27 protein-coding genes are annotated in these 26,371 nt (G+C 71.4%); 13 read left to right on the forward strand and 14 right to left on the reverse strand.

Annotated features, from left to right (window positions below):
• The first annotated feature begins 52 nt into the window (after nt 1–52).
• Genes JAP66_RS06970 through JAP66_RS06980 form a run of 3 tightly spaced genes read left to right on the forward strand, consistent with a single transcriptional unit; the run spans nt 53 to nt 5,030 of the window.
• Nucleotides 53–2,314, forward strand: a complete 2,262-nt coding sequence (locus JAP66_RS06970; RefSeq protein ID WP_199430774.1) for an AAA domain-containing protein — start codon at nt 53–55, stop codon at nt 2,312–2,314.
• Nucleotides 2,311–3,477 (forward strand): DUF6880 family protein, encoded by a 1,167-nt coding sequence (locus tag JAP66_RS06975; protein WP_199430775.1) that lies wholly within the window; start codon nt 2,311–2,313, stop codon nt 3,475–3,477. The genes JAP66_RS06970 and JAP66_RS06975 overlap by 4 nt, the downstream gene beginning before the upstream one ends.
• Entirely contained in the window at nt 3,474–5,030 is a 1,557-nt protein-coding gene (locus JAP66_RS06980) for a hypothetical protein (protein WP_199430776.1), read from the forward strand. The genes JAP66_RS06975 and JAP66_RS06980 overlap by 4 nt, the downstream gene beginning before the upstream one ends.
• Nucleotides 5,031–5,143: 113 nt before the next feature.
• Here JAP66_RS06980 and JAP66_RS06985 read toward each other — a convergent pair whose 3' ends face one another.
• The 4 genes from JAP66_RS06985 to JAP66_RS07000 form a co-directional block, all read right to left on the reverse strand.
• Nucleotides 5,144–5,302 carry a hypothetical protein gene (locus tag JAP66_RS06985; protein WP_199430777.1) on the reverse strand — a complete coding sequence of 53 codons (159 nt, stop codon included), beginning with the start codon at nt 5,300–5,302 and terminating at the stop codon, nt 5,144–5,146.
• A 152-nt stretch (nt 5,303–5,454) separates the two neighbouring features.
• Nucleotides 5,455–6,270, reverse strand: a complete 816-nt coding sequence (locus JAP66_RS06990; protein ID WP_199430778.1) for an alpha/beta hydrolase — start codon at nt 6,268–6,270, stop codon at nt 5,455–5,457.
• A 16-nt stretch (nt 6,271–6,286) separates the two neighbouring features.
• Nucleotides 6,287–7,219 carry a type I pantothenate kinase gene (coaA, locus tag JAP66_RS06995; protein WP_199430779.1) on the reverse strand — a complete coding sequence of 311 codons (933 nt, stop codon included), beginning with the start codon at nt 7,217–7,219 and terminating at the stop codon, nt 6,287–6,289.
• A 251-nt stretch (nt 7,220–7,470) separates the two neighbouring features.
• Nucleotides 7,471–8,085 carry a macro domain-containing protein gene (locus tag JAP66_RS07000; protein WP_199430780.1) on the reverse strand — a complete coding sequence of 205 codons (615 nt, stop codon included), beginning with the start codon at nt 8,083–8,085 and terminating at the stop codon, nt 7,471–7,473.
• Between the two features lie 89 nt (nt 8,086–8,174).
• Here JAP66_RS07000 and pheA point away from each other — a divergent pair, with 89 nt between their 5' ends.
• The 3 genes from pheA to JAP66_RS07015 all read left to right on the forward strand — a co-directional run bounded on the left by pheA (nt 8,175) and on the right by JAP66_RS07015 (nt 10,470).
• Nucleotides 8,175–9,083 carry a prephenate dehydratase gene (gene pheA, locus JAP66_RS07005; RefSeq protein WP_199430781.1) on the forward strand — a complete coding sequence of 303 codons (909 nt, stop codon included), beginning with the start codon at nt 8,175–8,177 and terminating at the stop codon, nt 9,081–9,083.
• Nucleotides 9,080–9,703, forward strand: a complete 624-nt coding sequence (locus JAP66_RS07010) for a histidine phosphatase family protein (protein WP_199430782.1) — start codon at nt 9,080–9,082, stop codon at nt 9,701–9,703. The genes pheA and JAP66_RS07010 overlap by 4 nt, the downstream gene beginning before the upstream one ends.
• 107 nt (nt 9,704–9,810) lie before the next feature.
• Nucleotides 9,811–10,470 carry a DUF4232 domain-containing protein gene (locus JAP66_RS07015; protein ID WP_235998828.1) on the forward strand — a complete coding sequence of 220 codons (660 nt, stop codon included), beginning with the start codon at nt 9,811–9,813 and terminating at the stop codon, nt 10,468–10,470.
• Nucleotides 10,471–10,543: 73 nt separating this feature from the next.
• Here JAP66_RS07015 and JAP66_RS07020 read toward each other — a convergent pair whose 3' ends face one another.
• From JAP66_RS07020 to JAP66_RS07035, 4 genes are all read right to left on the reverse strand, one after another.
• Nucleotides 10,544–11,794 (reverse strand): MFS transporter, encoded by a 1,251-nt coding sequence (locus JAP66_RS07020; protein ID WP_199430783.1) that lies wholly within the window; start codon nt 11,792–11,794, stop codon nt 10,544–10,546.
• Nucleotides 11,795–11,877: 83 nt separating this feature from the next.
• Nucleotides 11,878–12,843 (reverse strand): SDR family NAD(P)-dependent oxidoreductase, encoded by a 966-nt coding sequence (locus JAP66_RS07025; protein WP_199430784.1) that lies wholly within the window; start codon nt 12,841–12,843, stop codon nt 11,878–11,880.
• A gap of 47 nt (nt 12,844–12,890) precedes the next feature.
• A complete protein-coding gene (locus JAP66_RS07030; RefSeq protein WP_199430785.1) occupies nt 12,891–13,241 on the reverse strand; it encodes a metallopeptidase family protein in 351 nt (116 codons plus the stop codon).
• Nucleotides 13,241–14,332 (reverse strand): septum formation family protein, encoded by a 1,092-nt coding sequence (locus tag JAP66_RS07035; RefSeq protein WP_235998829.1) that lies wholly within the window; start codon nt 14,330–14,332, stop codon nt 13,241–13,243. Before JAP66_RS07035 ends, JAP66_RS07030 begins: the two co-directional genes overlap by 1 nt.
• A gap of 83 nt (nt 14,333–14,415) precedes the next feature.
• Here JAP66_RS07035 and JAP66_RS07040 point away from each other — a divergent pair, with 83 nt between their 5' ends.
• From JAP66_RS07040 to JAP66_RS07055, 4 genes are read left to right on the forward strand one after another with little or no spacing between them, the layout of a single operon-like run.
• Complete coding sequence (locus JAP66_RS07040; protein WP_199430786.1) at nt 14,416–15,003, forward strand: hypothetical protein; 588 nt, start codon at nt 14,416–14,418, stop codon at nt 15,001–15,003.
• Between the two features lie 21 nt (nt 15,004–15,024).
• Nucleotides 15,025–16,191: a glutathionylspermidine synthase family protein gene (locus tag JAP66_RS07045; RefSeq protein ID WP_199430787.1), complete on the forward strand. Its 1,167-nt coding sequence runs from the start codon at nt 15,025–15,027 to the stop codon at nt 16,189–16,191.
• Nucleotides 16,192–16,233: 42 nt separating this feature from the next.
• The gene (locus JAP66_RS07050) at nt 16,234–16,683 is read left to right on the forward strand and encodes a DUF350 domain-containing protein (protein WP_199430788.1); all 450 of its coding nucleotides are present in this window, start codon (nt 16,234–16,236) and stop codon (nt 16,681–16,683) included.
• Nucleotides 16,684–16,736: 53 nt separating this feature from the next.
• Nucleotides 16,737–17,648, forward strand: a complete 912-nt coding sequence (locus JAP66_RS07055; protein WP_199430789.1) for a haloalkane dehalogenase — start codon at nt 16,737–16,739, stop codon at nt 17,646–17,648.
• Nucleotides 17,649–17,687: 39 nt separating this feature from the next.
• Here the strand turns inward: JAP66_RS07055 and JAP66_RS07060 are convergent, their stop codons facing one another.
• Together JAP66_RS07060 and JAP66_RS07065 are read right to left on the reverse strand one after the other, a co-directional pair.
• Nucleotides 17,688–18,032: an ArsR/SmtB family transcription factor gene (locus JAP66_RS07060; RefSeq protein WP_199430790.1), complete on the reverse strand. Its 345-nt coding sequence runs from the start codon at nt 18,030–18,032 to the stop codon at nt 17,688–17,690.
• Nucleotides 18,029–18,463: an SRPBCC domain-containing protein gene (locus tag JAP66_RS07065; protein WP_199430791.1), complete on the reverse strand. Its 435-nt coding sequence runs from the start codon at nt 18,461–18,463 to the stop codon at nt 18,029–18,031. Before JAP66_RS07065 ends, JAP66_RS07060 begins: the two co-directional genes overlap by 4 nt.
• 100 nt (nt 18,464–18,563) lie before the next feature.
• On the opposite strand from JAP66_RS07065, the gene serS reads away from it, so the two are divergent.
• Nucleotides 18,564–19,826 carry a serine--tRNA ligase gene (gene serS, locus JAP66_RS07070; RefSeq protein ID WP_199430792.1) on the forward strand — a complete coding sequence of 421 codons (1,263 nt, stop codon included), beginning with the start codon at nt 18,564–18,566 and terminating at the stop codon, nt 19,824–19,826.
• Here serS and JAP66_RS07075 read toward each other — a convergent pair.
• Nucleotides 19,813–20,577, reverse strand: coding sequence for a maleate cis-trans isomerase family protein (locus JAP66_RS07075; RefSeq protein ID WP_199430793.1), 765 nt, complete (start codon nt 20,575–20,577; stop codon nt 19,813–19,815). The two genes, serS and JAP66_RS07075, sit on opposite strands and share 14 nt — an antisense overlap.
• Nucleotides 20,578–20,751: 174 nt before the next feature.
• On the opposite strand from JAP66_RS07075, the gene JAP66_RS07080 reads away from it, so the two are divergent.
• Nucleotides 20,752–21,738, forward strand: coding sequence for a DUF3558 family protein (locus JAP66_RS07080; RefSeq protein ID WP_199430794.1), 987 nt, complete (start codon nt 20,752–20,754; stop codon nt 21,736–21,738).
• Between the two features lie 27 nt (nt 21,739–21,765).
• Here the strand turns inward: JAP66_RS07080 and lhgD are convergent, their stop codons facing one another.
• Nucleotides 21,766–22,974 carry an L-2-hydroxyglutarate dehydrogenase gene (gene lhgD, locus JAP66_RS07085; RefSeq protein ID WP_199430795.1) on the reverse strand — a complete coding sequence of 403 codons (1,209 nt, stop codon included), beginning with the start codon at nt 22,972–22,974 and terminating at the stop codon, nt 21,766–21,768.
• Between the two features lie 119 nt (nt 22,975–23,093).
• On the opposite strand from lhgD, the gene JAP66_RS07090 reads away from it, so the two are divergent.
• Nucleotides 23,094–25,049 (forward strand): DUF6541 family protein, encoded by a 1,956-nt coding sequence (locus JAP66_RS07090; RefSeq protein ID WP_199430796.1) that lies wholly within the window; start codon nt 23,094–23,096, stop codon nt 25,047–25,049.
• Nucleotides 25,050–25,055: 6 nt separating this feature from the next.
• Here the strand turns inward: JAP66_RS07090 and JAP66_RS07095 are convergent, their stop codons facing one another.
• Nucleotides 25,056–25,955, reverse strand: a complete 900-nt coding sequence (locus tag JAP66_RS07095) for a glycosyltransferase family 2 protein (protein ID WP_235998831.1) — start codon at nt 25,953–25,955, stop codon at nt 25,056–25,058.
• Nucleotides 25,952–26,368, reverse strand: coding sequence for a DUF2304 domain-containing protein (locus tag JAP66_RS07100; protein WP_199430797.1), 417 nt, complete (start codon nt 26,366–26,368; stop codon nt 25,952–25,954). Before JAP66_RS07100 ends, JAP66_RS07095 begins: the two co-directional genes overlap by 4 nt.
• Between the last annotated feature and the right edge of the window lie 3 nt (nt 26,369–26,371).

Below are 26,371 nucleotides of genomic sequence, written 5' to 3' on the forward strand. Positions count from 1 at the left end.
GTACGCACACCGCCACCCTTGGTTTACTCGGTCAAGGATCGAGAGGGGTGGTATGGCCGAGTGGCGGCAGGAGGCTGCCCGGGCGGTCGAGTCGGAACTCGAACACGCTCGGCAGACCGGCGAATGGAGCGATCTGGGACCGCTGCGGCGGACCGGCGACGGAACCTTTACGGCCGACCTGCGCGGGCGGCGGATCGACCCGATCGACGAGGTCTGTCTCGCCGGCCGCGACGGTCCCCGGGACGGCCCGGCGGTACCGGTACGCGCGGAGCTGCGCAACGGCGTCCTGCGGATCCGCGACGCCGGCCCGCTGCCACCGGGCTGTGAGCGGGTGTGGGCTCGTCGGCTGCCCGCACGGGACCGGCTCGGCGCGCTCGCGCGAGCCCTGCGCGACCTCGGTCCGGCGCCGCTCGCCGACCGGCTCGCCGAGGGCCGGCTCGACCCGGTGCCGGACGGTGCCGACCCATGGGACACCGCCCGCCGCGCCTGCCGGACGCCGGGCCTGCACCTGGTCTGGGGCCCGCCCGGCACGGGCAAGACACGGCTGGTCGCCGAAGCCGCCGCCGAGCTCGCGACCAGCGGCAAGCGGGTCCTGGTGATCACCGGTGAGCAGCGGGACGTGGGTTGGTCCGGGGACGACGCCGAGCGCCTGGCGATCCAGCGGGATCTCACCGACCTCGCCGCCACGGAGGCCGACCTCGTCGAGCTCGGCGACGCTCTCACCGGTTACGACCACGCCGCCTTCCTTGCCGCGGGGCGGCGCATCGAGAACGCCGACCGCTCGGCGACGCTTGCCGCCGAGTTCACCGACGTCCGAAGACGCCATGACGACGCCGCGGCCGACCTCACCGCCGCCAGGGACCGGCTGCGAGCCGCCCGCGAGGCGTGGGACCGGGTCGCCACCGAACGGGGCCGGCTCGGCGAGGCCCGCGAGCTCGGCGAACGGCTGGCCGAGGTGGACACCGAGATCGCCGTCCGCGCGGAACGGATCGGCACCGCCGCCCGCCGCTACCGGGGCAGGCGGGCGGACCGCAAGGCCCTGCGGGCCGCACAGGCCCGGCGCGACACGCTGCAGGCGGCCATTCAGGACTGCCGCGAGAGGGCCCACCCGCTCACCGACGACGACGTCACGGCACTCGAAGCCGACGTCGCCGCCGCTCACGAATCCCTCGACGCCGCCGCCCGCGCCGAATCCGACGCCCACACCCGGCTGGAGCGGTTGCGCGGCAGGGTCGCCCAGATCCGCTCCGCGGGACTGGCCACCGACCAGGACCGGCGCTTCCACGCCGAATGCCTGCGGCGCGACCTGCCCGGCCTGCACGCCCGGCGCGAGGAGTTGCACCGCGAGGGCGAGCGTCGAGCCGCCCGCCGCGGCCGGCTGGAGGAGCGCCTGTGGTGGCTCGGCGAACGCGCCCGCCGCCGACAGCAGGAGGACGAGGCGACGGCGTGGGAGTCGGCCCGGATCGTCACCACCACACTCGCCCGGCACGTCGACTCGACGCGCCCCTTCGACGTGGTGCTGCTCGACGACGCCGGATCGGCCCGGCTCGCCGACGTGCTGCTCGCCGTGGCACGGGCCCGCGAGACGGCGGTCGTCCTCGGCGACTTCCGCCAGCCCGGCCCCCGAGTTCGCCCCGCAGCTCTCAAGACGGCGCCCGGGGTGCGCGAGTGGCTGCTGGCCACCCCGTTCGGCCACTGCGGCATCCGGGAACCGGCGGACGCCGAGCGGCACCCCGGCTGCACGGTGCTGACCCGGCAGCACCGCTACGGGCCAACGGTCACCGCGCTCGCCAACAGCACCGGCTACCACGTGCTCGAGCACGCCGGGGCAGGCGAAACCGAGGTGCTGCTGGTCGACCCGGCGGGCGCACGCGCCGATCACCCCTCGCTCGCCCGCTTCGCCGCCGGACAGGGTGAGATCGCCGTGCTCGCGCCCAACCAGGTGCGGGCGGGCGCCTGGCTGGCCGCGCTGCGCGACCGGCCCGACGTGGCGGTCGGCACGGCACGGACGCTGCCCGGGCGCGAGTTCGACACCGTGCTGCTCGACCTCACCGAGGACGACTGGAGTAACCGGGTGCGGTCGTTCGGCTCGGGCATCACGCGGGCGCGCCACCGGCTCTACTTGCTGGCCGACCTGGAGGTGGTCAAGGCCGCGCCCATCGGTAGCCCGCTCGGAGCCGTGAACGCGCTGCGACTGCAGGGCGCCATCACCGTCCACCGGCTGGACTCGCTGGGCGTCCCACATCCCCGTCGGCCACAGTCCGCTACCGATCGGCCCGTTCCGGTGACCCCCGATGGCACTATGAGCGGGTGACCCGCCAATCGGACCTGCGCGCGTTCCTCCGTTCGCTCGACGCGGAGACACTGGCCGACCTCCTGCACGACCAGGCCGAGCGAGATCCCGAGCTGCGCCGGCGCCTCCAGGCTCGCGCGGACGGCATCGAGCACGGCGACCTGGCCGAGGTCAGCAGCCGCCTCGACGACGCCGTGCGGGCGGCGGAGTCGGTCCAGATCGCCTCGGTGCTCGACACGCTGCAGCGGCTGCTCGACGCCGGAACCCGGGCGGACGTGGCGCCGCTGGCCCGGCGCGCGGTCGACAAGATCACCCAGGCGCTGGCGGACATGGACGACTCCAGCGGGGTGGTCGGCGACCAGCTCGACAGGGCCGTGTCCCTTTACGCGCGGGCCGCCGCGGCGCACCCGCCCGAGCCGGAGGAGCTCGCCGACTGGATCCTGCGCGTGGAGTTCGCAGGCGCCGACCGCCCGCATCTCGCGCTGGCCGAGTTCGCGCAGGCGCTGGGGGAGCGCGGGTTGGCCCGTATAAAGTCCACTGTGGACGAGTTTCTGACTCGGGAGTCCACTGGGGACGACACGGCCGAACGCCTTGCGGCGCAACGGTTGAGCCAGGAGCTGGCCGAGGTCACCGGTGACGTCGACACCGTGGTCCGGATGCTCTCGGAACAGCTGCCCCGGCTCGATGTGAGCCTCAAGATCGTCCGGGTGCTGCGGGCAGCGGGGCGGCATTCCGAGGCGATCGCGCACGCGGCCAAGGCACTCGGCACCGAGAACGGCTCCCGGCGCGGCCCGCTGGTCGCCGCGCTGGAACGTGTGCGCTCGCCGCGGCCCGCCGAATCCGTGCGCCTGCTCCTGGCGCGGCGGAGCTACCCGGAAGCCTGGCAGGCAGCGGGTGACTGCCAGGCCGCGGACCTGATCCCCGTCTACCGTGACCACGTCGAATGGCTGATCGGGCGCAGGGACGCGCGATGCTACGCCGAGGCCGCGCGGCAGCTGCGCAGGCTGCGCACGTTGCACCGGCGCGCGGGCAGCAGCGACGAGTTCACCGCCTACGTCGCGGAACTGGTGCAGACGCACAAGCGCAAGACCCGGCTGCTCGCCGAGATCCGCAACGCCCGCATCGCCGTGCCGAAGAGGCCCGCTCGGCGCCCTGCGCTCTCCGATGAAAACATGAGCCGATGAGCCCGCAGAGTCGTTCCCGGAAGAAGAAGGCCGCCGGCGGTAAGGCGGAACCGCAGGGAGTGGGCGGATTCTGCAAGGAGATCCTGCGGGATGTCGCGGCGCTCGGCGCCGACCCCGATCCGCTGGACGTCGAGGTGCTCGCCTCCGGTGTACTCGGTGAACTGTGGGACCACCCCGAGGGCGACGAGCTCGCCAAGGACCTCATCGACTACGCCGGCCGCAAGGTGGGCCCCGCCTCCGGCGTGCTGCTGGCCGGGCTGGCGGCGCTGGCGCCCTTCGCGCACCGCGAGCCGGCGGCCGCCGCACTGCGCGGACTCGTCGCCCGTGGCCTCCCCGAACCCCGGGTGGCGGCGAAGCTGGGCGCGGCCACGCCGGGCGAGTGCTTCGCGGCAGGCGACGTCTACGGTGATCGTTCCACGCTGTTGTGCACGTTCGAGTACGGCGAGTCCCGGCACGGGTTGCTCGCGGTCGTGGACTTCTCGTACTTCGAACCCATCGTGCTGGATGTCTCGATCGTCGAGAACCCTGACGAGCTGGAGCGGGAGATGCGCGACCAGGCGGCCCAGCACGACGGCACGATCAAGTTCGAGCGGCTTCCGCTCGCCAGGGCACGCCGGCTCATCGAGAAGGGGATCGTTCTCCACGAGAACCTGCCCGAGCCGATCGTGACCGACGACTTCGCCCTTTTCCGGGCGGTGGCGCTGGCGCGCTGCCGGGCGCTGCCCGGGCCGGAGCAGGCCGAGCCCGCGGCCGTGCTGCCGGACTGGGACTCGGTGGTCGACGAGTTCCTGCGGGAGACCGGCGACGTGCCGGATTCTCCGGCGGTGCGGGAGTGCGCGCGGCTGCTCATCGACTTCGGCGTGCAGTCGGAGCCGAACCGGCCGTTGCGGGTCAGCCCGGAGAAGATCGCCACGTTCCTGGAGGACTGGCTGCCGGGCGAGGCCGAGCTCTCGGATGCGGGCGAGGACGTGCTGTCCACCGTGCTGCTCGCCTGGGTGCGCTGGCGTGGCTCGCGGGAAGGGCTGCCGGAGGCCGCCGTGACCGAACTGCTCGAGACCGCCGAGGACCTGCTGGAAGGCGGCGGTGAGGTCCTCGACGCCTATCTCGACGACGTCCCGGACGAGACCGGCTCCGAAGAGGTCGCGGCGATTCTCGATCGAAGGATGTTCGCCGTCCCGACCACGCTGACGGAGCTGGGCGAGGACGAGCTGACCCTGGACCCCAACGATCCGGAACAGCGGCACCTGCTGGTGGTCGGCGAGCACCCGGAGTTCCACGACGCGCTCGCCGAGGGCGGGCCGGACGCTGCCGAGGTGATGGAGTTCCTCGGGATCAAGGCCGCGGTGGTGGACCAGCTGTGGGAGGGCGAGCCGGCCGCGGCGTGGACCGCCGCGTGCCGCCTCAGGGAACAGGGCGCCGAGCGTGACGAGATCCTCGACAAGCTCTCCGCCGTGCTCGCCGGGCAGTTGCAGCCCGCACCGGAGAACGAGCTGCGGTTCGATCCGGCCGACTACGAACGGGCCTTGATCGCACTCGGCGATTTTCGCCCGTGATCAGAGGTGTCCGGCAACGCCGGACGGGGTAGCTGAGATGAAGGTCGCTGCCGTGCCCGGGCGCGGTAGGGACTCAGGCCCCCAGGTTTGAGCACCGAGACCTGGGGGCCGCGTCAAGCGAGCGGGCTGGTTCCCTTCGGCACCTCGGTCGCCTTCTCGGCCCGGTTTCCGCGTGCGTCGTTGTAGTCGAGTACGAACGCGCCGAACGCCATCGCGAGCAGCACCGCGATGCCGAGCATTGCGCCGATCCACGTCAGGATGGCTGAGAGCATCGGCGTGCCTCCCCCTGGTCAGGGTGTGTTTCCTTCTCACAAGGGTCACCGGGGCCGGACACTTGCGGTATCGGCCAACCGGTTAGTGCTCCCCCTCGTCGATCGGCCGTTCGGCTGAGGGAGGTGGCGCTCTGTGTCCGCCGCGGAACGGGTCAGCGCTCCGCCAGAGCCAGCACCGCGCCGATCACCTCCGGGCCGTCGAGCAGCACCGGATCGTTGTGGTCGGCGCCCGGCACCTCCACGATCCGTGCGTCCCCGGCCTCGGCGACGGCCCGGCTCTGCTCGGGCGGCACGATCGAGTCGGCGGTGCCGAACACGACGGTGATCGGCACCGTGCCGCGCGCGATCCGCGCCACGTGGTCCGCGACCGGATAGGTGTCCAGCAGCAGCCAGCGCACCGGCAGGAACGGGTAGTGGCTGCTGCCCACCGCCGCGAGGTCGGTGAACGGCGACCGCAGCAGCAACCCCGCGGGCGGGTGTTCGGTGGCCAGTTCGGTGACCACGCCCGCACCGAGGCTCTCGCCGAAGTACAGCAACCGATCGGGGGACACGTCGGCCTCGCGCACCAGGTACTGCCTGGCGGCCCGCACGTCCAGTGCGAGCCCCTCCTCGGTCGGCGAGCCGGGATTGCCGCCGTAGCCGCGGTAGTCGAGCAGCAGCACCGAGAGCCCGCGTTCGGTGAGTGCCCTGGCGAGCGGTGTGCGCAGTGACCGGTTTCCGCCGTTGCCGGGCGCGACGAGCACGGTGGCCCGCGCGTCCTCCGTCGGGAAGTACCAGGCGTCGAGACGCAGGCCGTCGGCGGTGGCGAGCGCGACGTCCCGTCCGCCTGGCAGCACCTCGGCCGCGCTCGGCAAGGGCCCACCCGAGGGCAGGTAGACGAGCTTGCGCTGGAACGCGAACGCGCTGCCGAACACCACGGCGACGATGGTGACGACCACCGCGAGCGTGAGCAACAGCCGCCGTCGCACGCGGATCACCGCCGGGCTACAGCTTGCGCAGACGGACTCGGTTGATCGAGTGGTCGGCGTCCTTGCGCAGCACCAGCGTCGCGCGTGGCCGGGTCGGGCGGATGTTCTCGATCAGGTTCGGCTCGTTGATCGTCCGCCACAGGTGCCTTGCCTCGTCGCGGGCCTCGTCGTCGGGCAGGCCCGCGAAGTGGTGGAAGTGCGAGGCCGGATCGGCGAACGCCGTGTGCCGGAGCTTGAGGAACCGCTCGATGTACCAGTCCTCGATGTCGGCGGTGTGCGCGTCGACGTAGATCGAGAAGTCGAAGAGGTCCGACACCGTCAGCCGAGGCCCGGGCTGCAGCACGTTGAGGCCCTCGACGATGAGGATGTCCGGCCGCCGGACGACCTGTTCCTCGCCGGGCAGGATGTCGTAGGCGAGGTGGGAGTAGACGGGGGCGCTGACCTCGTCGGCGCCGGACTTCACGTCGGTCACGAAGCGCAGCAGGGCCCTGCGGTCGTAGCTCTCCGGGAAGCCCTTGCGGTGCATGATGCCGCGGCGCACCAGCTCGGCCCGCGGGTAGAGGAACCCGTCGGTGGTCACCAGGTCGACGCGCGGATGGTCGGGCCAGCGGGCGAGCAGGGTGCGCAGGATCCGGGCGGTCGTCGACTTCCCGACCGCGACGCTGCCCGCGACGCCGATCACGAACGGCACCTTCGTGCCGCGCGTGTCCTCACCGAGGAACGTCGTCGTGGCCTCGTAGAGCCGTTGCCGTGCGGCGACCTGGAGGTTGATCAGCCGCGACAGCGGCAGGTAGACCTCGGCCACCTCGGTCAGGTCGAGCTGTTCGCCGAGCCCTCTGAGCCGGACCAGTTCCTCGGCCGTGAGCGGCAGTGGCGTGGAGCGGCGCAGCTCACGCCACTGGTCGCGCTGCAACTCGACATAGGGGCTCAGCTCACGGACCCGTGGCATTCGCTCACTCCTCGCCCTTCGATGGGCCAGTGCCGTACACCTGATGTAACGCGGATCCAACGGTATGCCTTACGCAGAGGAAACGCGCTGTGACGTTCTACACGCCGGCGCTCCGGCCGGGGGCCGCACGCACCCGTAACCGCTGGTCGAGCAGCGCGGCGAACGCGTGCGGGTCGCCGAGCGCGAGTAACACGGTCCGGTAACGGGTCGACACGGCGATCGCGGCGCCGGCCGATGCCGGTCAGTGCCGGTCACTGGCCGCCGAAGACCTCTTCCCAGGCCGCGGCAACCTGACGGGCACAGGTGGCCGGGGACACGCCGCCGACTCCCGTGCCGAGTCCCGGCATCGCGATCGTGTCCACGACCTCGCGTACCTCGGCGCCGTGTTCGAGCCTGGCGTCCCGCCACAGCAGGAAAACCGCCCGCGCCGCGAGATAGGGATGCACGGTGTCTGCGGGCAGCTGCTCGCCGGGCTCGCGCATGGTCGGGGCGCTGATCAGCCACTGTGGAGCCGGTTCACCGGTGTGCACCACCACCGCCTCGCCGATCGGCAGCTCACCGCCGTGATACGCCAGCACGGCGCTGCGCACCTGCTGCTCGACGCCCGGGAACGCCTTCGCGTACACCGCGTCGATGCCGCCGCGCATCCAGCCGAACGAGTTGGCCGGACTCACCACGGCGTGCGCGGGCACGTCCAGCACGGAGCCGTGGTGGACACGGACCTGCCCGGACATCGTCTCGGGGATGGAGCGCCATGCTTCGGCGAGTGGTTCGTCGACGGCACACAGCACCAGCTCCGGGGTGTCCGGCCAGGCTCGTGCCGAGGCACCATGACGCGTCGCGTGCGTGCCTGATTCGGCGGTCACTCCCACAGCATTGCAAAAAATGCCACGCGTGGTAACCGGGCGACCTACCGGCTATGCGAGTGAAAGTCATCTCACCGTAGCCTTGCGTCGTGTCACGGATCGCCTATTTCGGGCCGCAGGGAACCTTTACCGAACAGGCCGCACGCGGTCTGGCGCCGCACGACGAGCTGATGCCGGCCGAGACGATCACGGCCGCGCTCACCGCCGTCCGCAAGGGGGAGGCGGACGGCGCCTGCGTGCCGGTGGAGAACTCCGTCGAGGGACCGGTCGCCGCGACCCTGGACGGCCTTGCCGAGGACGAGCCGCTGGTCGCGGTCGCCGAGGCGCTGTTGCCGGTGCACTTCACCGTGCTCACCCGCACCGACGCCGGTCAGATCCGCACCGTCGCGAGCCACCCGCACGCGCTTGCGCAGGTGCGGCAGTGGCTCGAACGCAACCTGTCCGACGCGCAGCCGGTGGTCGCCTCGTCCACCGCCGCGGCCGCGGTCGCGGTCCAGGCGGGCGAGTACGACGCGGCCGTCACCGCGCCGGTCGCGGCCGAGCACTACCCGCTGCGGGTACTCGCCACCGGTGTCGCGGACGTGCCGGACGCGCGCACGCGGTTCCTGCTGCTGCGCCCGCCCGGCATGCTTCCGGAGCCGACGGGTGTCGATCGCACGTCGATCGTGGCGGCCGCGGAGAACCGCACCGGCGCCCTCGCGGAACTGCTCACCGAACTGGCTTTCCGCGGGATCAACCTGACCCGTCTGGATGCGCGGCCCATCAAGGGCAACTTCGGGCTGTACCGGTTCTTCATCGACTTCGAGGGCCACCTCGCCGAACCTCGCATCGGGGATGCCGTCGCCGCCCTGCGCCGCCGCTGCAACAACGTGCGCTTTCTCGGCTCCCACCCCCGTGCCGACGGGATCGCGGCGACGATCGCCCCTGGCGCGAGCAACGACGACTTCCGCACCGCGGCAGACTGGGTGGCGGCCGTGCGAAGAGGAGAGATGGCATGAGGCTCTATCTGGTCCGGCATGCGCAGAGCACCGCCAACGTCCAGCGGATGCTGAACACGGCCCTGCCCGGCCCGCCGCTGACCGACCTCGGTCACCGGCAGGCCCACACCCTCGCCGAGCGGCTCCGCGAGGAACCCATCGCCGCCGTCTACGCGTCCAGGGCGGTACGCGCACAGCAGACCGCGGCGCCGCTGGCCGCCGCGCTGGACAGCGAGGTGCAGGTGATCGACGGGGTGCACGAGGTGCACGTCGGCGACCTCGAGGACCGCAGCGACCAGGAGGCCATCGACACCTACCTGAACACCGTCCGGCCGTGGACGCGGGGCGAGCTGAGCGTGGCCATGCCCGGTGGCGAGAGCGGTCACCAGGTGCGCGACCGCTATCTCACCGCCATCAACGACCTGCGTGCCAAGCATGCCGAGATCGATCCGGACGGCACGATCGTGCTGGTCAACCACGGTGGCGTGATGCGGTTCGGTGCCGAGTGGCTCGCCGGCAACGTGCGCCCGGAGATCGCCGACAAGGGGCTGATCCCGAACACCGGCATCGTGCGGCTCGAGACACACGGCTACGACGGCTGGCGCTGCATCGAGTGGGCCGGCGTGTCGATCGACGAGTGAGTGATCAACCGGACCGCGGGCCGGTTGGTCACTCACGGGTGAACGGCGCAACGATGTGTGTATCTGACACGTCCTCTGGGTAATCACCTGGAACAGGAGGGCGAGTGATGACCATCATGCGCGGAAGGGTCCCGCACGTGGCGCTCGGCGCGGTGCTGATGTTGGTGCTCGCCAGCTGTGGCCAGGACACGGACAGCGCCGGGAACGCCGAGAACGCCGCGCAGCCGGACACCACCACCTCTGCACCGTCCTCGACAGCCGCGACCGCCGACGACCCACCCGCCACCACGGGCACCGCACCGGCCACCAACGGGCGGGCACCCGCCGACCCGGCCCTGTGCCGGTCGGCCGATCTCCAGCTTGCCCTCGGCCGGGGCAGCGGTGCCGCGGGCACCCACTACCGGCCGCTGCGGTTCACCAACACCAGTGACGCGCCGTGCGTCGTCCAGGGTTTTCCAGGCGTCTCCTACGTGGCGGGCGACGACGGCCACCAGGTCGGGCCCGCGGCGAAACGCGTCGGTGAGAAGGGCTCACCCGTGACGCTTCAGCCGGGCGAGACCGCGCACGCCGTCGTCGGCTTCGTGCAGGTCCGCAACTACGACCCGGCGGAGTGCAGGCCGACGAACGTGCGCGGCATCCGGGTGTACCCGCCGCAGGAGACCGAGTCGATCTACGTCAAGGCGGCGGGCACGGGCTGCGCGAGCGACGACATCCCCGGTGACCAGCTGACCGTCAAGACGATCCAGCCGGGCGCGGGCGGACGCTGAGCCGCCGATCCCGGTCGTGAGTGAGGAACCGCGTTCTAACTCGCGTGCGCACTCACGAGAGGTGACCAGGCACTCAGGCGCTCGATCCGGCGGAGGTGCTCTCCCCGGGACCGGCTGATTCGAGCGCGGCCTGGTAAGGGCGCAGCAGCCAGAACGCCGCACCGGCGAGCGCGAGCAGCAGCGAACCGGAGACCACGAACGTCGCGCGGGGGCGGCCGAGCAGGTCGGTGAGCACGCCGCCGAGCAGCGCGCCGACCGGGATGGCTCCCCACACCGCGGTCCGCCACACGCCGAGCACCCGGCCGAGCAGCTGGCCGGGCACGAGCGTGTGCCGCGCGGTGGCGAGAATGACGTTCACCGTCACCACGGCGGCCGCGAACACGCCGAAGGCCACCGCCGACGGCACGGCCCGCGTGCTGAACCCCATCCCGGCGAACGCCAGCCCGGCGGCCACGATGCCGCCGACCAGCACGCTGTGCCTGCGGAACCTGGCGAGCAGCCGGGACGCGGCGGCGGCACCGGCGAGCCCGCCCGCGCCGCCCACGAACGCGAACGCACCGAACGCGGCCGGTTCCAGGTCCAGATCCTCGAGCGCGTAGAGCACGAGCTGCGCCTGCGCCAGCTCGCTGGTCAGCCCCAGCAGCCCGGCGATGCCGACCAGGCGCAGCAGCAGCGGGCTGTGCCGCAGGAAGCGCAGGCCGTCGCCGAGCTCGCGGCGCAGCGTGGTCGAGGACACGGCGTCCCGCCGGGGTTTGTAGCTGCCGGCCAGCCCGATCAGCAGCGCCGCCGCCACCGCGAACGCGGCCGAGTTCAGCAGGAACGGAAACGCGGCGAACACGGCGAAGGTCGTGCTGCCGACGGGGCCGCCGAGGAAGGTCTGGCCGACGATCTCGGCCGCCTGCAGCTTGCTGTTGGCGCCCGCCAGGCCCTCGCGGCGCACGACCGAGGGGATCAGCACGTTCGCGGCGCTGTCGGCGACCGTCTCCGCGGTGCCGATGAGCAGCGCCGCCGCGTAGATCAGCCAGATCGACATCGGGCCGAACAGCGCGAACCCGGCGACGGCGCCGACGACGAGCGCCCTGGCGAGGTTGGCGACGATGATCGCGTGGCGCCGGTCGACCCGGTCGAGCAGCGCCCCGGTCAGCAGCGCGAACAGCAGCCAGGGCAGGAACTGCGCGGCGGAGAGACCGGCGATCAGCACCGGGTCCCGGGTGATGTCCGCGGCCAGCAGCGGGAACGCGACCTTGCCGATGCCGTCGCCGAGGTTGGAGAGAACGCTCGACGACAGCAGCCAGTTCAGACGGTGATCGGCGTTACGGCGCATCATCCTCAACGTACGGCGCGAGCGCCGGCTCCGAAGGTGCGTGCGGTCGGCGCGCGACTTTCGTCGCAGCTTTCGCGCGGACGCTACCGGGCGACTCCGGTGGCGGTCTCGCAGAAGGTCCACAGCCGGTCCCGCTGCGCCGGTGTCTCGCGCGTACCCGGCAGGCAGTGCTCCGGCCGCGGTGCGCGGTCGTGCCAGAACTGCCCGCTGGCACGATCGCCCTCCGCGGACGCGGCGAGCCAGACGGCGGTGTCCGCGCCCTCGGCGGGCGACCGCAGCAGCGGACCCATCGCGGTCGCGAAGCCCGGCAGCGACGAGGCGATGCCCGGGGTGGCCACCCAGCCGGGATGCATGCTGTGCACGGCGATGCCGTCGCCACCGAGCCGCCTCGCCCACATCCGGGCGAGTACGACCTGCATGCGCTTGGTGCGGGCGTAGGCGACGCCACCGCGATACCGGCCGCGGTTGTACTGCGGATCGTCGTCGCGTAGGCGCTGGGTGTACATACCGCCGGACGACATGAAGATCACCCGGGCGGCGTCCTCGGCGGCCCGCAGAGCGGGTACTAGCAGATCGGTGAGCAGGAACGGGCCGAGCACGTGGGTGGCGAGCGCCAGCTCGTGCCCGTCCGGGCTCTCGGTGCGCCGCTGCGGCAGCACCCCGGCGTTGTGGATGAGGACGTCGAGCCTGCCGTGGTCGGCGAGGAACTTCTCGGCGAACCGGTGCACGCCGTCGAGGGTCGCCACGTCCAGCTCGTTGACCTGGAGATCCGCACCCGGAACTTGATCGCCGATCTCCTCCCGGACAGCGTTGCCGCGGCCGAGGTCACGGACGGCAAGGTGCACCGTGGCGCCGAGTCCGGCCAGTCCCGTGGCGATGGCCTTGCCGATCCCGGAGCCGGCGCCGGTGACGACAGCGCGCCTGCCGTCGAGCGAGCCGGGTTCGAGCGGCCGCCACCACCGCTCGCGCAACCGGAAACCCAGCGTGGTGTATCCCGTGACCAGCGTCCGGTCGGCCACCGTGTCGAGCGTCTCGCGCCAGCCTGTCACTGCTCAACCGTGCCACGGTGGCATCGTCGGCGCAGCTCGCCGCGCGGTCAGCCCCAGCCGAGCTCGTGCAGCCGCGCGTCGTCGATGCCGAAGTGGTGGGCGATCTCGTGCACGACGGTGACCAGGACCTCTTCCACCACGTCGTCCTCGGTGTCGCAGATGGCGAGGATGGGCTCGCGGTAGATCGAGATCCGGTCGGGCAGCACGCCCCCGTAGTCGTGGCTGCGCTCGGTGAGCGCCACACCGTGATAGAGACCGAGAATCTCCGGTTCCTCCTCGTTGCGCTCCTCCACGAGGACGACCACGTTGTCCATCGCCTCGGCGAACTCCCGGGGCACCTCGTCGAGGGCGTCGGCGACCAGCTCCTCGAAGCGGCGCGTCGTCATCGATACCGCCATCAGCCGTCTTCCGCCGACTCCGGCCCGCCGGACGCGGTCTCCTGCCCCGGGGCTTCGGATTCCGCGGCTCCGGGCTCCTGGGACTCCTTGTCCTCCGGGGCCTCCGGGTCCTCCGGGTCCTCCGGCTTGCCGGGCCCCTTCTCGCCGGTGGGCTCCTCGGCCTTGGCGTCCTTGTGCACGCTGCCCCGTACCGGCGCGAGCCCGCTTTCGTCCGGCAGCTTCGCGCCGATCTTGCAGTTCACCAGCGTGGACCCGGCCTCCCAGCTCTCCGGTTCGCGCAGGTCCCAGCTCAGGATCAGCCGCTTCGGCAGCTCCGCGCCGCCGGTGTACTCCTCGGCCACCCTGGAGCACTCCTTGTCCAGCCAGGCCTTCTGGTCCTCAAGCGAGGGATACTCGTCGAACTCCTTCGCGAGGTCGAGCTGGCCGATGATCTCGTAGGAGTGCTCCTCGGCGCAGTCCACTGGGTCGCCGACGGTCTTGCCCGCCAGCCCAAGGCAGGTCCCGGGCTCCCACACGTCCGACTGGTTCACGTCCGCGGCCGGCACCGTCAGCGGTTGCAGCTCGCCGCCGGGCCCCGCCCACTGCAACCCGCAGCGCAGCTTCCGGTCGCCGTCCGCCCACTGCTGCTCGTCCGGATGGAGCACCCCGAGGGTCAGCTTGCCGAATGGATCGAGCGGCTTGTCGAGGTAGGTCTCCGCGACCTCGCCGCAGCGTTCCTCGGTGATCCGGCGCCAGCCCTCGACGTCCGGGGCCGGTGCGCCGGGCCGGAACTCCTTCGCGAGATCGACCACGCCGGCGACCTCGAACAGGTGCCGTTGGTCACACGGGACCAGGTGCGCGTCCGCCGCGTCCGGCTTCGTCCAGTCCAGGCAGCTGCCCGCCGGGGACCGGAACGCCTTCTCGCGCGCCTTGAACTGCGCGGCCTGCTCCGGGCTGGCACCGCCACCGGCCCCGTTCGCTCCGTCGATGTCCCAGGAGAACGCCCAGCTGAACGACAGTGCGAGGATGGCGCCCACGAAGACGCCGACCATCAGCACGCGCGTGCGCAGCGTCTGTCTGGTCGGCGGGAACCGCCTGGCGTCTTCGGACATCGATTCCATGATGCCTGTCCTGTTCGCCGGGTGCCGTAGATAGGCTGGTGCTCAGCGCATGCCCTGCGGTAACGGAGTGCTCGATGACAGATGACCATCCCCCAGAAGGGGAACAGCCACGCAAACCAGGCTCCATGCGGTTTCAGGACCCGGACAGCACGGCGCGGCGGGAGCCGACGTTGGCCGAGCAGCGAGCGCGGCGCCAGGCGCTCGCCGAGGAGCGGGAGCGCAGGCAGGCGGAGGAAGCAGCCGCGCTCGCCGCCGAGCGCAAGGCCGAGACCAGGCGCAAGGTGCTGATCGGCAGCGGCGTGACCGTCGGGCTGGTCGGCCTGGTCGCGGGCTGGTATGTCGTCGCGCAGCCGGAAGAGGTCACGGCCGTGTGCACCGATGCCAGTGGCACCGTCGTGGACGAACAGAACTGCGACGAGGACTACGTCGCCAACCAGGGCGGCTACCACAGCGGTGGCTTCCTGTTCCTGCCCATGCCGGGCGGCGGCATGCAGCAGTACCGCTACAACTACGGCGGCTCCGGCACCGTCGGCAGCAAGGTCTCCGGCGGCTCGTACAGCAAGCCGGCGAACGCCAACATCAACACCAAGTCCGGCAAGACCGTGCAGCGCGGTGGCCTCGGCATCAGCGGCGGCGGGCTCGGCAAGAGCGGAGGCTCGTGACTCTCGGTTCGGGTGGCCGGCGTGCATCGTGATTCCAGCGCCCCCAGGCGCGACTGGCAGCGCACCATCGAGGAACAGGGACTGGTCTTCGGCACCCCTGCGCGCTACGGCTCGGGGCAGTCCCGGCCGTACTGGGACGAGTCCGTGCACTACGTCCTCTCGATGGACGAGGTGCTCTCGCTCGAAGCCGACGTGGAGCTGCTGCACTCGATGTGCCTGGAAGCGGTCGACCACGTGGTGGTGACCGAGCGGTACGCCGAGTTCGGCCTGCCGGAGTGGGTGTGGCCGCACATCGCCGAGTCGTGGAAGCGCCGCGACCCGCACATCTACGGCCGCTTCGACCTGCGCTACGACGGCCGGGGCCCGGCCAAGCTGCTGGAGTACAACGCCGACACCCCGACCTCGCTGCTGGAGGCCGGGGTGATCCAGTGGTACTGGAAGACCGACGTCTTCCCCGACGACGACCAGTGGAACTCGATCCACGAACGGCTCGTCGAGCGCTGGCAGGAGGTCGGCGACCTGCTGCCGGCCAAGGAGCTGCACTTCACCTGGTCGAGCGCCGACCCGACGGGCGAGGACCACATCACCACGTCGTACCTACAGGAGACCGCGGCCGAGGCCGGCCTGGACACCGTGGCGCTGGCGATCGAGGAGATCGGCTGGGACCCGCTGCTCAAGCGGTTCGTCGACCTCGCCGAAGCGCCGATGAGCACGGTCGTCAAGCTCTACCCGTGGGAGTGGGTGGTGGACGAGGAGTTCGGCAGGCATGCCGCCGAGTCGCTGCCGCAGACGCTCTGGGTCGAGCCGCTGTGGAAGATGCTGCTGTCCAACAAGGCCATTCTCGGCCTGCTCTGGGAGAGCTACCCGGGCCATCCGAACCTGCTGCCCGCATTCAACGACCAGCCGGGCCTGCTCACCGAGTACGTGCGCAAGCCCAAGCTCGGCCGTGAGGGTGCGAACGTGCAGATCGTGGCGCCGGGATACGAGACGCAGACCGGCGGCGTCTACGGCGCGGAGGGCTTCGTCTACCAGGCGTTCGACCCGCTGCCCGAGTTCGACGGGTACCGGCCCGCGCTCGGCGCGTGGATCGTCGGCGACGACGCGGCCGGGCTGGGGATCCGGGAGACGCCGGGGCTCGTCACGGACGACGGTGCGGCGTTCGTCCCCCACCGCATCCCCGAGTCGTGATAGACCACGCCCGTCCGTTTTCACCAGAACTGGGAGTTTTTCGTGGCGACCCTTGCGTTGTCTGACACATTCGGTACCGACCTGGCCAGGGGGATCGGCGCGATCGCGCTCTACGCGATCGTCGGCCTCGTCCTCATGTTGGTCGGCTTCTACGCGATCGACTTCACCACGCCCGGCAAGCTGTCCGACCTGGTGAGGCGCGGCCTGCCCAACGCGGTGATCGTCACCGCGTCCGGGATGGTGTCGATGGCGTTCATCATCGTGGTCGCCATCTGGACCTCGGCGAGCGATCTCGCCGGGGGGTTGATCACGGCGCTGGTGTACGGGCTGATCGGGATCGTCGCCCAGGTGCTGGCCGTGCGGCTGCTGGAGTGGACCACTCGCATCGACGTGCGCTCGACGATCGAGAGCGAGACGTACGCGCCTGCCAGCTTCGTCGTCGCGGCCGCGCATGTCGCCCTCGGTCTCGTGGTGGCGGTCGCCATCTCGTAACCAGTCGGTCTCGCGGTGGCCCGTCGCGTCCGGTAACCACTAGCGTGACGGGCGTGCGGTTACTAAGAACGCCAGACGACCGATTCACCGACCTGCCCGGCTTCGACCACCCGCCGTTGTACGCGGACATCGAGGACCCCGAGGGCGGTGTCATCCGCATCGGCTACGTCGAAGCGGGCCCGCCGGACGGGCCGCCCGTTCTGCTGCTGCACGGCGAGCCGAGCTGGTCCTACCTCTACCGGAAGATGCTGCCGGTGCTCGGGGCTGCGGGGCTGCGCGCGATCGCGCCCGACCTGGTCGGCTTCGGTCGCTCCGACAAGCCGGCGGACGTGGCCGACCACACGTATGCCCGGCACGTCGAGTGGATGCGGGTGTTCGCGTTCGACGCGCTCGACCTGCGAGACGTGACGCTCGTCGGGCAGGACTGGGGTGGCCTGATCGGGCTGCGCGTGGTGGCCGAGAACCCCGATCGGTTCGCGGGCGTCGTCGCGGCCAACACCGGCCTGCCCACCGGCGATCAGGGCATGCCCGCCGTGTGGTGGGCCTTCCACGACGCGGTGCAGAAGGCGCAGGTGCTCGACATCGGCCGGTTCGTGCAGTCGGGCTGCAAGACCCACCTGTCCGACGAGGAGCGGGCGGCCTACGACGCACCGTTCCCGAACGAGATGTACAAGGCGGGGCCGAGGGCGATGCCGGAGCTGGTCCCGGCGACGCCGGACAACCCGGCGACCGAGGCGAACCGGGCCGCGTGGGAGACGCTCACGAAGCTGGAAGTGCCGTTCCTGTGCGCGTTCTCCGACAGCGACCCGATCACCGAGGCGATGGGCCCGATCCTGCGCAGGCGGATGCCGGGGGCCGCGGGCCGGGAGCATCCGACGATCGAGAACGCGGGCCACTTCCTGCAGGAGGACGCGGGTGAGCAGCTCGCCCAGGAAGTAGCCCACTTCGTCCGCGAACTGCCATGAACGACCCGTTGCTGGCATTTTTTGCCAGTAACGGGTCGTTCATGGCAAGTCGTGCTCGGCGGCGTGCTTGATGGCGGCCAGGCGGCGGTCCCACTCGCCGGCCAGGGCCGAGAGCCAGCGCGCGGTAGCGTCCAGCGGCTGCGGCCGGGGCGTGTAGCGCACCTCCCGGCCGGTCCGCGCGGCCGTCACCAGCCCCGCCCGTTCCAGCACGGTGAGGTGCTTGACGATCGCCTGCCGGGACACCGGCAGGTCGGCCGCGAGCGCCGACGCGCTGGCCGCACCGCGAGCGGCCAGCGCGTCCAGCAGCGCCCGCCGGGTCGGGTCGGCGAGGGCGGCCAGCACGTCGTCGACAGGCTCGGCGGCCTCCGTGGGTCCCACCGTCATCCGGCGGGCCGCTCCACTCGCCGCCGCAGTGCGTCGAGCTGGTCCGTCCAGCCGTGCGTGTTGTCGTCGAACGCCGGCCGCCTGCTCGCCTCGGGCAACGCCGCGAACCCGCTCTCCAGCAGGTGCAGCCGGGTGCGGCCGGCCTCCTCGGTCAGCGTGAACTCCACTCGCGTCGAGTTGCCCTCCACCGTTTCCTGGCCGGGGAACGCGCTCGCCCAGCGGTAGGCGAGATAGCGGCTCGGCTCCACCTTCTCCACCAGCATCGGGAACTTGCCGTACCGGCTGTGCTCGGCGACCAGCACCTCTCCCTCCCTCGGCTCGAAGGCACCCGGCGCGGTGTCGTTGACCCAGGCGAACTCGACGAGCTTCGACCACACGCGCTCGGCGGGTGCGTCGATCATTATCTCGCGCTCGATCCGGTCGATGTCCATGTTCTCTCCTCCGTTTTTCAGTGCAACCCAATGGTTGCACGAGGATCGACTCTGATGCAACCCGCTGGTTGCACTATCGGGCCGACTACCCTCGACGACCGTGATCGACCCCAGGACACTGCGCGAAGAACCCGGCATCGTGCGCGCCTCCCAGCGCACGCGCGGCGAGGACGAGGGAGTGGTAGACAAGCTGCTCTCCCTCGACACCCGGCGCAGGTCCGCCATCGCGACCGCCGACACGCTGCGGGCAGAGCAGAAGCAGCTCGGCAAGCAGATCGGCAGGGCGGCCGGTGCCGAGCGGGAGGAACTGCTCGCCAAGGGCAAGGAACTCGCCGCGCGGGTCAAAGCGGCCGAGGCCGAGCAGGCGCAGGCCAGCCAGGAGTTCGACGAGCTGCACCAGCGGGTGCCGAACATCGTGCACCCGGCCACGCCCGCGGGCGGCGAGGACGACTTCGCCGTGCTCGAACACGTCGGCACCCCGCGCGAGTTCGGGTTCACCCCGCGCGACCACCTCGACATCGGCGAGCGCATCGGCGCGATCGACATGGAGCGTGGCGCCAAGGTCTCCGGCGCGCGGTTCTACTTCCTCACCGGGGTCGGCGCGCAGTTGCAGCTCGCCCTGCTGAACATGGCGGCGGCGCAGGCCACCGCCAACGACTTCCAGCTGATGATCCCGCCCGTGCTCGTCCGGCCGGAGGTGATGGCGGGCACCGGCTTCCTCGGCGCGCACACGTCCGAGGTGTACCGGCTCCGCGACGAGGACCTGTACCTGGTCGGCACGTCGGAGGTGCCGCTCGCGGGTTACCACGCCGACGAGATCCTGGACCTCACTAACGGTCCGCGGCGCTACGCGGGCTGGTCGTCCTGCTTCCGCCGCGAGGCGGGCTCGTACGGCAAGGACACCCGCGGCATCATCCGCGTGCACCAGTTCGACAAGGTCGAGATGTTCGTCTTCTGCCGCCCGGAGGACGCGGAGGCCGAGCACGAGCGGCTGCTCGGCTGGGAGAAGGAGATGCTCGACAAGATCGAGGTTCCCTACCGGGTGATCGACACGGCGGCGGGCGATCTCGGCACCAGCGCGAGCCGCAAGTTCGACTGCGAGGCCTGGGTGCCCACCCAGCGGGCCTACCGCGAGCTGACGTCGACGTCGAACTGCACGACGTTCCAGGCGCGCAGGCTGGGCGTCCGGTACCGCGACGAGAACGGCCGCCCGCAGACCGCCGCCACGCTGAACGGCACGTTGGCGACCACCCGCTGGATCGTGGCGATCCTGGAGAACCACCAGCAGGAGGACGGCTCCGTGCGGGTGCCCGAGGCGCTGCGGCCGTTTCTCGGCGGCCGCGACGTGCTCACGCCGCGGTAGGCGCCTCGTTCACACCGACATCGTCGAAGAGGCGCTGACCCACGCCGCTGACCTCGACCCCGGCCAGTCGCAGCGCGGCCCACATCGTCACCTGGTTCGCGGTGAGCACCGGCACCGACAGGTGCCGCTCCAGCGGCGCGATGAGGTCGTAGGTGGGTACGTTCGTGCAGCTCACGAACACCGCGTCGGCACCGGTGGTGTCGATCCCGGCCACCGCGCCCAGCACGTCGGAGTAGGACATCTTCCAGATGTCGCCGAGCAGGCCCAGCCCGATGCTCGCGGTGACCGTGACGCCGAACTCGGCCAGGTAGGCGTGCAGCCGCTCGGTCACCTCGTCGACGTACGGGGTGATCAGCGCCAGCTTCCGCACACCGAGCAGTTCCAGGGCGCTGACCAGCGCGCCCGACGTGGTCACCGCGGCGGCGGCGCCCGCGTCGAGCATCCCGGCCACGAGTGCGGCCTCCCCCGCGGCGCCGTCGACGAAACTGCCCGACGTGCAGGAGTAGGCCACGACGCGGGGCTCCGGAACGAGCACGTCCCGGGTCGCCCTGCGCACACCGTGCGGGTCGCCCAGTGCCTCCGCCAGTTGCACCGTCACCGGCTCCGGCAGGTAGGGCAGCCGGGTGGTGTGCAGTGAGACATGGCCGGGCAGCCACCGCCACAGCTCCCGGTCCAGTGCGAAGTCGAAGGGCGCCACGAGGCCGATCCCGGTCTGCTCCACCGCGGAAAACGCGTACGGGCCATCGAACATCGCGCCGCTCCTCTGCTGAACCCCGGCTGTCAAGCTAGGTTTCGCTCGCGGGCCGGTAAACGTTTCACGAGCAGGCTTCACAGGTGGGAAATGCGATGTAACACTCACGACCAGCGGCGGCACACTACGCTGACACGCGTTCATCGGCGGGAAACAAGACGATGGGGGACGTGCGTGCGCGGGAACGTGCTTGGCCTGCTGGCGGTGTGTTTGTTGCTCGCCGCCTGCGGAACCACGGTGGGCGGTACCGCGCAGCCGGTCGCGGCGCCGACCACGAGTGCGAGCGGGGTCGAGTCGGGCGAGCCGTGCGCGCTGCTCACCCCGGAGGAGGCCACCCACCTCGAACTGCGGCCGGAGGGCGAGTTCACCCCCGGTGAGCCGGCGAACCTGCTGCCGCCCAACTGCTACTGGGGCCCGGCCGAGACCGCGGAGGGCGTCGACTCGCTCACCGTCTCCCTCGCCACCGGGATGTCGGTCGCCGAGTACGTCGACGGTGTCGAGCCCGTGGAGACCGGGGAGTTCGGCGGGCTCACCTGGAGCCGCTACCTGGACCCGGTCGGCGGCGAGTCGATGTGCCTGCTCGTGACCGAGCTCTCCGAGACGTCGTTCGTGGCAGTGAGCAGCATGAACGTCACCGAGGAGGCCAAGGCGTGCGACCTGGCGAAGAAGGGCGCGCCGTTCGTCGCCGGGCACCTGCCGGGCGGTGCGCCTGCCGAGGTGCCGACCAGCACGGCACCGGAGCCGAGCGCGCTCGCCTCGATCGACCCGTGCACGCTGCTGACCCCCGAGGAAGCCGAGCAGCTCGGCCGCAGCGGCTCGGCGAAGCCGCTCGACGGCACCGGTGACGGGCCGCCCGGCTGCCAGTGGGACGACACCGACGGGGACGCGGGGGAGAAGGCGCTCGACCTCTACGCGGGCGACCGGCCCGCGGAGGAGTGGTACTACTACGAGGACGAGGGGGAGCCGCTGGAGGTCGGTGGTTTCACCTGGAAGGTCCAGCCCGGCGCCGGCGGCTACGAGTCGGTGTGCCAGGCGATCATGAGCTTCACCGACACGTCGTCGGTCTACATCACCAGCGGCAACCTGGACGACCCCGCGAAGATGTGCGACACCCTCCGCGCGGCCATCCCGCTGATCACCGCACACCTGCCGGAACCATGACGCCGGGGTCGTGAGTGTTGCCGCGAGTTAGAACTCGTGTGCGCACTCACGAGGCCGGTGCACCTGGTCGGCCACGTACTTCGCGATTTCCAGCGCGCCGGTGGCCGCCGGGGAGGGCGCGTTGAGCACGTGCACCTGGCCGGGTGCCGTCTCGATGAGGAAGTCGTCCACCAGGGAGCCGTCCGGTAGCAGAGCCTGCGCCCGCACACCGGAGCCGTGCCGCACGATGTCCGCGGGCCGCACGGCCGGAACCAGCCGCGCCAGGCTTGCCGCGAACCGCCGGGTGGACAGCGAGCGGCGCACCTCGTCCAGCCCGGCCGGGACCGCGTACCTGCGTGCGAGCCGCCAGGTGCCGCGGAACCGGGCGACCTCGGCCAGGTCCCTCGGCGAGATGTCCGACCAGCGGTAGCCCTCGCGGCGCAGCGCGAGCACCGCGTTGGGGCCCGCGTGCACGCTGCCGTCGAGCATCCGGGTGAGGTGCACGCCGAGGAACGGCAGCGACGGGTCGGGCACCGGGTAGACGAGGCCGTGCACGAGGTGCCTGCGCTCGGGGCGCAGCTCGTAGTACTCCCCGCGGAAGGGCACGATCCGCGCCTTCGGTGCCAGCCCCGCGAGCCGCGCGATGCGGTCGGAGTGCAGGCCGGCGCAGTTGACGAGCGCGTCGGCCCGGACCACGCCGTTGCCGGTGGCGACCTCGACGCCACCCCGCGCGCCGGGGCGAATGCCGAGTGCGGGCGTGCTCAGCCGCAGGTCGGCGCCGGCCTGTTCGAGCAGCCGCGCCAGCGCCTCGCAGACAGCGGGGAAGTCGATGATGCCCGTGGACTCCACGCGCAGCGCGCGTACGCAGGAGACCTCCGGTTCGTACTCGCGGGCCTCGGCCGGGCCGACCAACCTGGCCGGAACGCCGTTGGCCTCCGCGCGCTCGGCGAGCACCCGCAGCGCGGGCAGCTCCCGCTCGTCCGTGGCGACGACCAGCTTGCCGCAGACCTCGACCGGGACGCCGTGCTCGCGGGCGAACCCGACGATCGAGCGGTTGCCTGCCACCGACATCCGCGCCTTGAACGAGCCGGGCCGGTAGTAGAGGCCGGCGTGCACCACGTTGGAGTTGTGCCCCGTCTGGTGCGCGGCCCAGCGGTCTTCCTTCTCCAGCACGGTCACGGCGGCGCCCCGCCCGGTCAGTTCCCGGGCGACGGCCAGCCCGATGATTCCGCCACCGATGACGACGACTCGACGCACGAGAGCCGAGCCTAGCGGCGCGCCGGAGGTGCGCGTAAGCAGGCACGACGCGACCCAGTAGCCTACGCGTCAGGTCAGGGGAGTCGTCCTTTTCGTCGTACGAGGCGGTCAATGCCACGATGAACGCTGTTCTCGTCCTGGCTGCCTTCTGGCTGCCGGGCCTCGCCATCGGTGCCGCCATTCGCCTGCGCGGCTGGACCCTCGCGGCCGCGGCACCGGCGCTGACCTTCGGTGCCGTCGCCGTCGGGGTGGCCGTGCTCGGCAGGCTCGGCATCGCGTGGAACCTGCCGAACGCGCTGCTGTGGACGCTGGCGCTCGCGGTCGTGCTCGCGCTCCTGTCGTGGATGCGGGTCCGGCGGTGGCCGGCCCGTACCGAGAGCGAGGAGGACCCGGCGGCACCGCGGCGCCCGCCGCGGGAGCAGCTGCTGATCGGCGGCGGTGTCGCCGCGGGCATGCTCGTCGGCACCGTCACGTTCCTGCGCGGGATCGGCGGGCTGAACAGGATCAACCAGGACTGGGACGCGCCCTTCCACGGCAACCTGGTGCGCTGGATCGCGGAGCACGAATCGGCGCTCTCGTCCACGTTCGCCGAGGTCGGAGCTCGCCCGGACGCGGAGAACTTCTTCTATCCCGGCACCTACCATGCCCTGCTGGCGCTGGTGCTCGACCGGGCGGGCCTGACCATGCCCGAACTGCTCAACCTGGCGGCGCTCGCCGTGGTCCTGGCACTGCCGCTCGGGGTCGCCGCGCTGGCCGCCGCGTGGCGCATGCCGACGCTGGCCGTCGCCTCCGCCGCCGCGGTGTGCACCTGGTTCAGCGCGTTCCCGTACGACTCGCTCTGGCGCGGGCCGCTGTGGCCGTACGTGGCGGGGGTGGCGATGATCCCCGCGGTGCTGGCGATGGCCCGCCACCTCGTCCGGCCGAGGGGTATCGCGGGGGTCGCCGGAGTCCCGATCGGGCTGGCCGGACTCGTGGGGCTGCACACGAGCATCGCCGTTGTCGCCGCCGTCTACGCCCTGTTCCTGCTGGCGGCCCTGGCGCTGCGGTTCGAGCCCGTCGACTGGCGGCTGTCCTGGCCGTACCTGGCCGGCGCCGCCGTACTGGGCGCACTGCTCGTGGTGCCGCTCGTGCTGCCCGCACTCGGCACGGCCGGGGAGGTCGCCGACTTCGTCTGGCCCTCCAAGGAGTCGGTCGCGGGCGGCTTCGGCCAGATGATCACCTTCACGCCGAACTGGCCGTTGCCGCAGTGGTGGCTCGGCCTGCCCGCGATCGCGGGCATCTTCCTGCTGGTCAGGCACCGCAGGATGCTGTGGATGGTCGGCGCCTACGTCGCTCTCGGCGGCCTTTACGCGGCCACGGTGTCCATGGAGAGCCCGCTGATCCACGCGCTCACCAGCCCGTTCTACAACGACCACTGGCGCCTCGGTGCCCTGCTGCCGCTTGCCGGGGCGATCGCGTTCGGCGAGTTCGTGGCCACCGCGGGCGGCGGGCTCGGTGACTGGGCCCGCCGCCGGTGGCCCGGCTGGTCCCCCGCCGCGGCGGCGACCACGGGCGTGGTCGTGGTCGGGCTGGTGCTCGGTCTGCTCGGCAACGGTGCCTACATCGGCCGCAACGCGGGCGAGCTGGCCACGCGGTACACCGACGGCCCGACCGTGACCACCGGCGAGCGGGAGGCGTTCGCCTGGCTGGCTAGCCGCGTCGGCCCCGACGAGCACGTGATGAACGGCCGGACGGACGGCACCAACTGGATGTACGCGCTCGCCGGGGTCAAGCCCGTCGAGTGGGCGTACGCAGGCCCGCTCAGGGGCAGCCCGGCGCAGGTGCTGACCGCCAGGCTCGACGAGCTCGGCAACGGCGGCCCGGACGCCCGGGTACGCGAAGCGCTGAACGAGCTGAACGTCCGCTACGTCATCCTCGGCGAGGGCTTCGTCCGCAAGTTCAGCGTGCGCGGCCGGGGGCTGCGCCAGCTGGCCGACAACCCGAGCTTCCGCGAGGTGTATCGCAACCCGGACGCCGTCATCTACCGGATCGAGAGCAGGCGGATCGCCCCGGCGGCCGCCATCGGGCCCGGCTGACCGGATTCAGGGGCCGCCGACTCCGAGCACGTGCCTGGCCAGGTTGCCGACACCGGTGCGGTGGTTGGCGCGGATCGCCGAGGGCAGCAGGGTCAGCGCGTTCAGGCGGGACGACAGGTGGGTCCGCGCCACCCTGGCCGCCCGCGTCCAGCCCAGTTCCGTTGCCCGCTCGGCGGTGTCGAGAAAGAACTTCCGCTCCTCGATGAACCTGGTGCCCTCCAGCGCGCGCCAGGACGAGTCGCTGGCACTGTGCCGCCGGTACTGGAAGCAGATCTCGGAGTCCACGAGCAGCGATTCGCCCTTGTAGACCAGGTCCATCACCAGGCCCAGATCCTGGATGACGTCGAGGCCCTCGCGAAACGACATGCCCTTGAGTGCGCTCGATCGCCAGCACAGCGACGGGAAGTAGAGCCAGTTGCCGCGCAGCAGGCTGATCGCCGCCCGCTCGCCGGACATGGTGAGCCTGTCGCTGACCCTCGGCGCGTACAGGCGCCGCTTCGCGCCGTCGACGAGGCCGCGCGCCGGCTCGCCGCGCTCGTCGATCACCTGCACGCCCGGTTGCAGTACCGCGGCCTCCGGGTACTCGTCGTAGGCGGCGCGGACGGTGTCGACGTAGTTCGGGAGCATGACGTCGTCGGCTCCCATGATCACGGTCAGCTCGTGCTCGATCAGGCCGAGGCACTTCTGATAGTTGCGGTTCGCGCCGAGGTTGCGCTCGTTGCGCAGGTAGCGGATCCGCGAGTCGCCCAGCGAGTCGAACCAGCCGGGGACGGACTCGTCGGGAAAGCCGTCGTCGACGACGGTGAGCCGCCAGTCCTGGTCCCGCTGGGCGAGCACGCTGCGTACGGTGGCCTGCATCAGCTCGACCGGCCCGTAGTACGGCAGCATGATGTCGATCGTGGTCAAGACCGGAGTCCCTCCGGGTCCACCGGAGCGGTGGCGGCCACTGGGGAGTGCACGTCCTCGGAGGTCAGTACGCCACGCTGGTGGTTTATCAGCTCGGCCTCGCGGATGGCGAGCGTGCGCGCCAGCTCGGTGATCTGCTGGTTCGAGCCGCGGAAGCGCAGGTAGGTGTTCAGCATGCCGAAGATGAACGCCACCACGAGCAGGTAGAGCAGCATGTCCGCGCCGCGGCCGATGCCGAACTGGTTCGCCAGCCAGGTGGTGTGGTTGGGCAGCAGCACCGCGTAGACGTTCAGTGCGAGGAAGAGGAAGAACGCGATGCGCTTGCCGGCCTGCATCCGCACGTTGTGCTTGCGGCTGGCGAAGTACAGCAGCATCCCGGCGACGGCGAGCAGTAGCAGAACCTGTGCCAGCATCAG

It is taken from the genome of Qaidamihabitans albus, assembly GCF_016464705.1.
Lineage (GTDB): Bacteria > Actinomycetota > Actinomycetes > Mycobacteriales > Pseudonocardiaceae > Qaidamihabitans > Qaidamihabitans albus.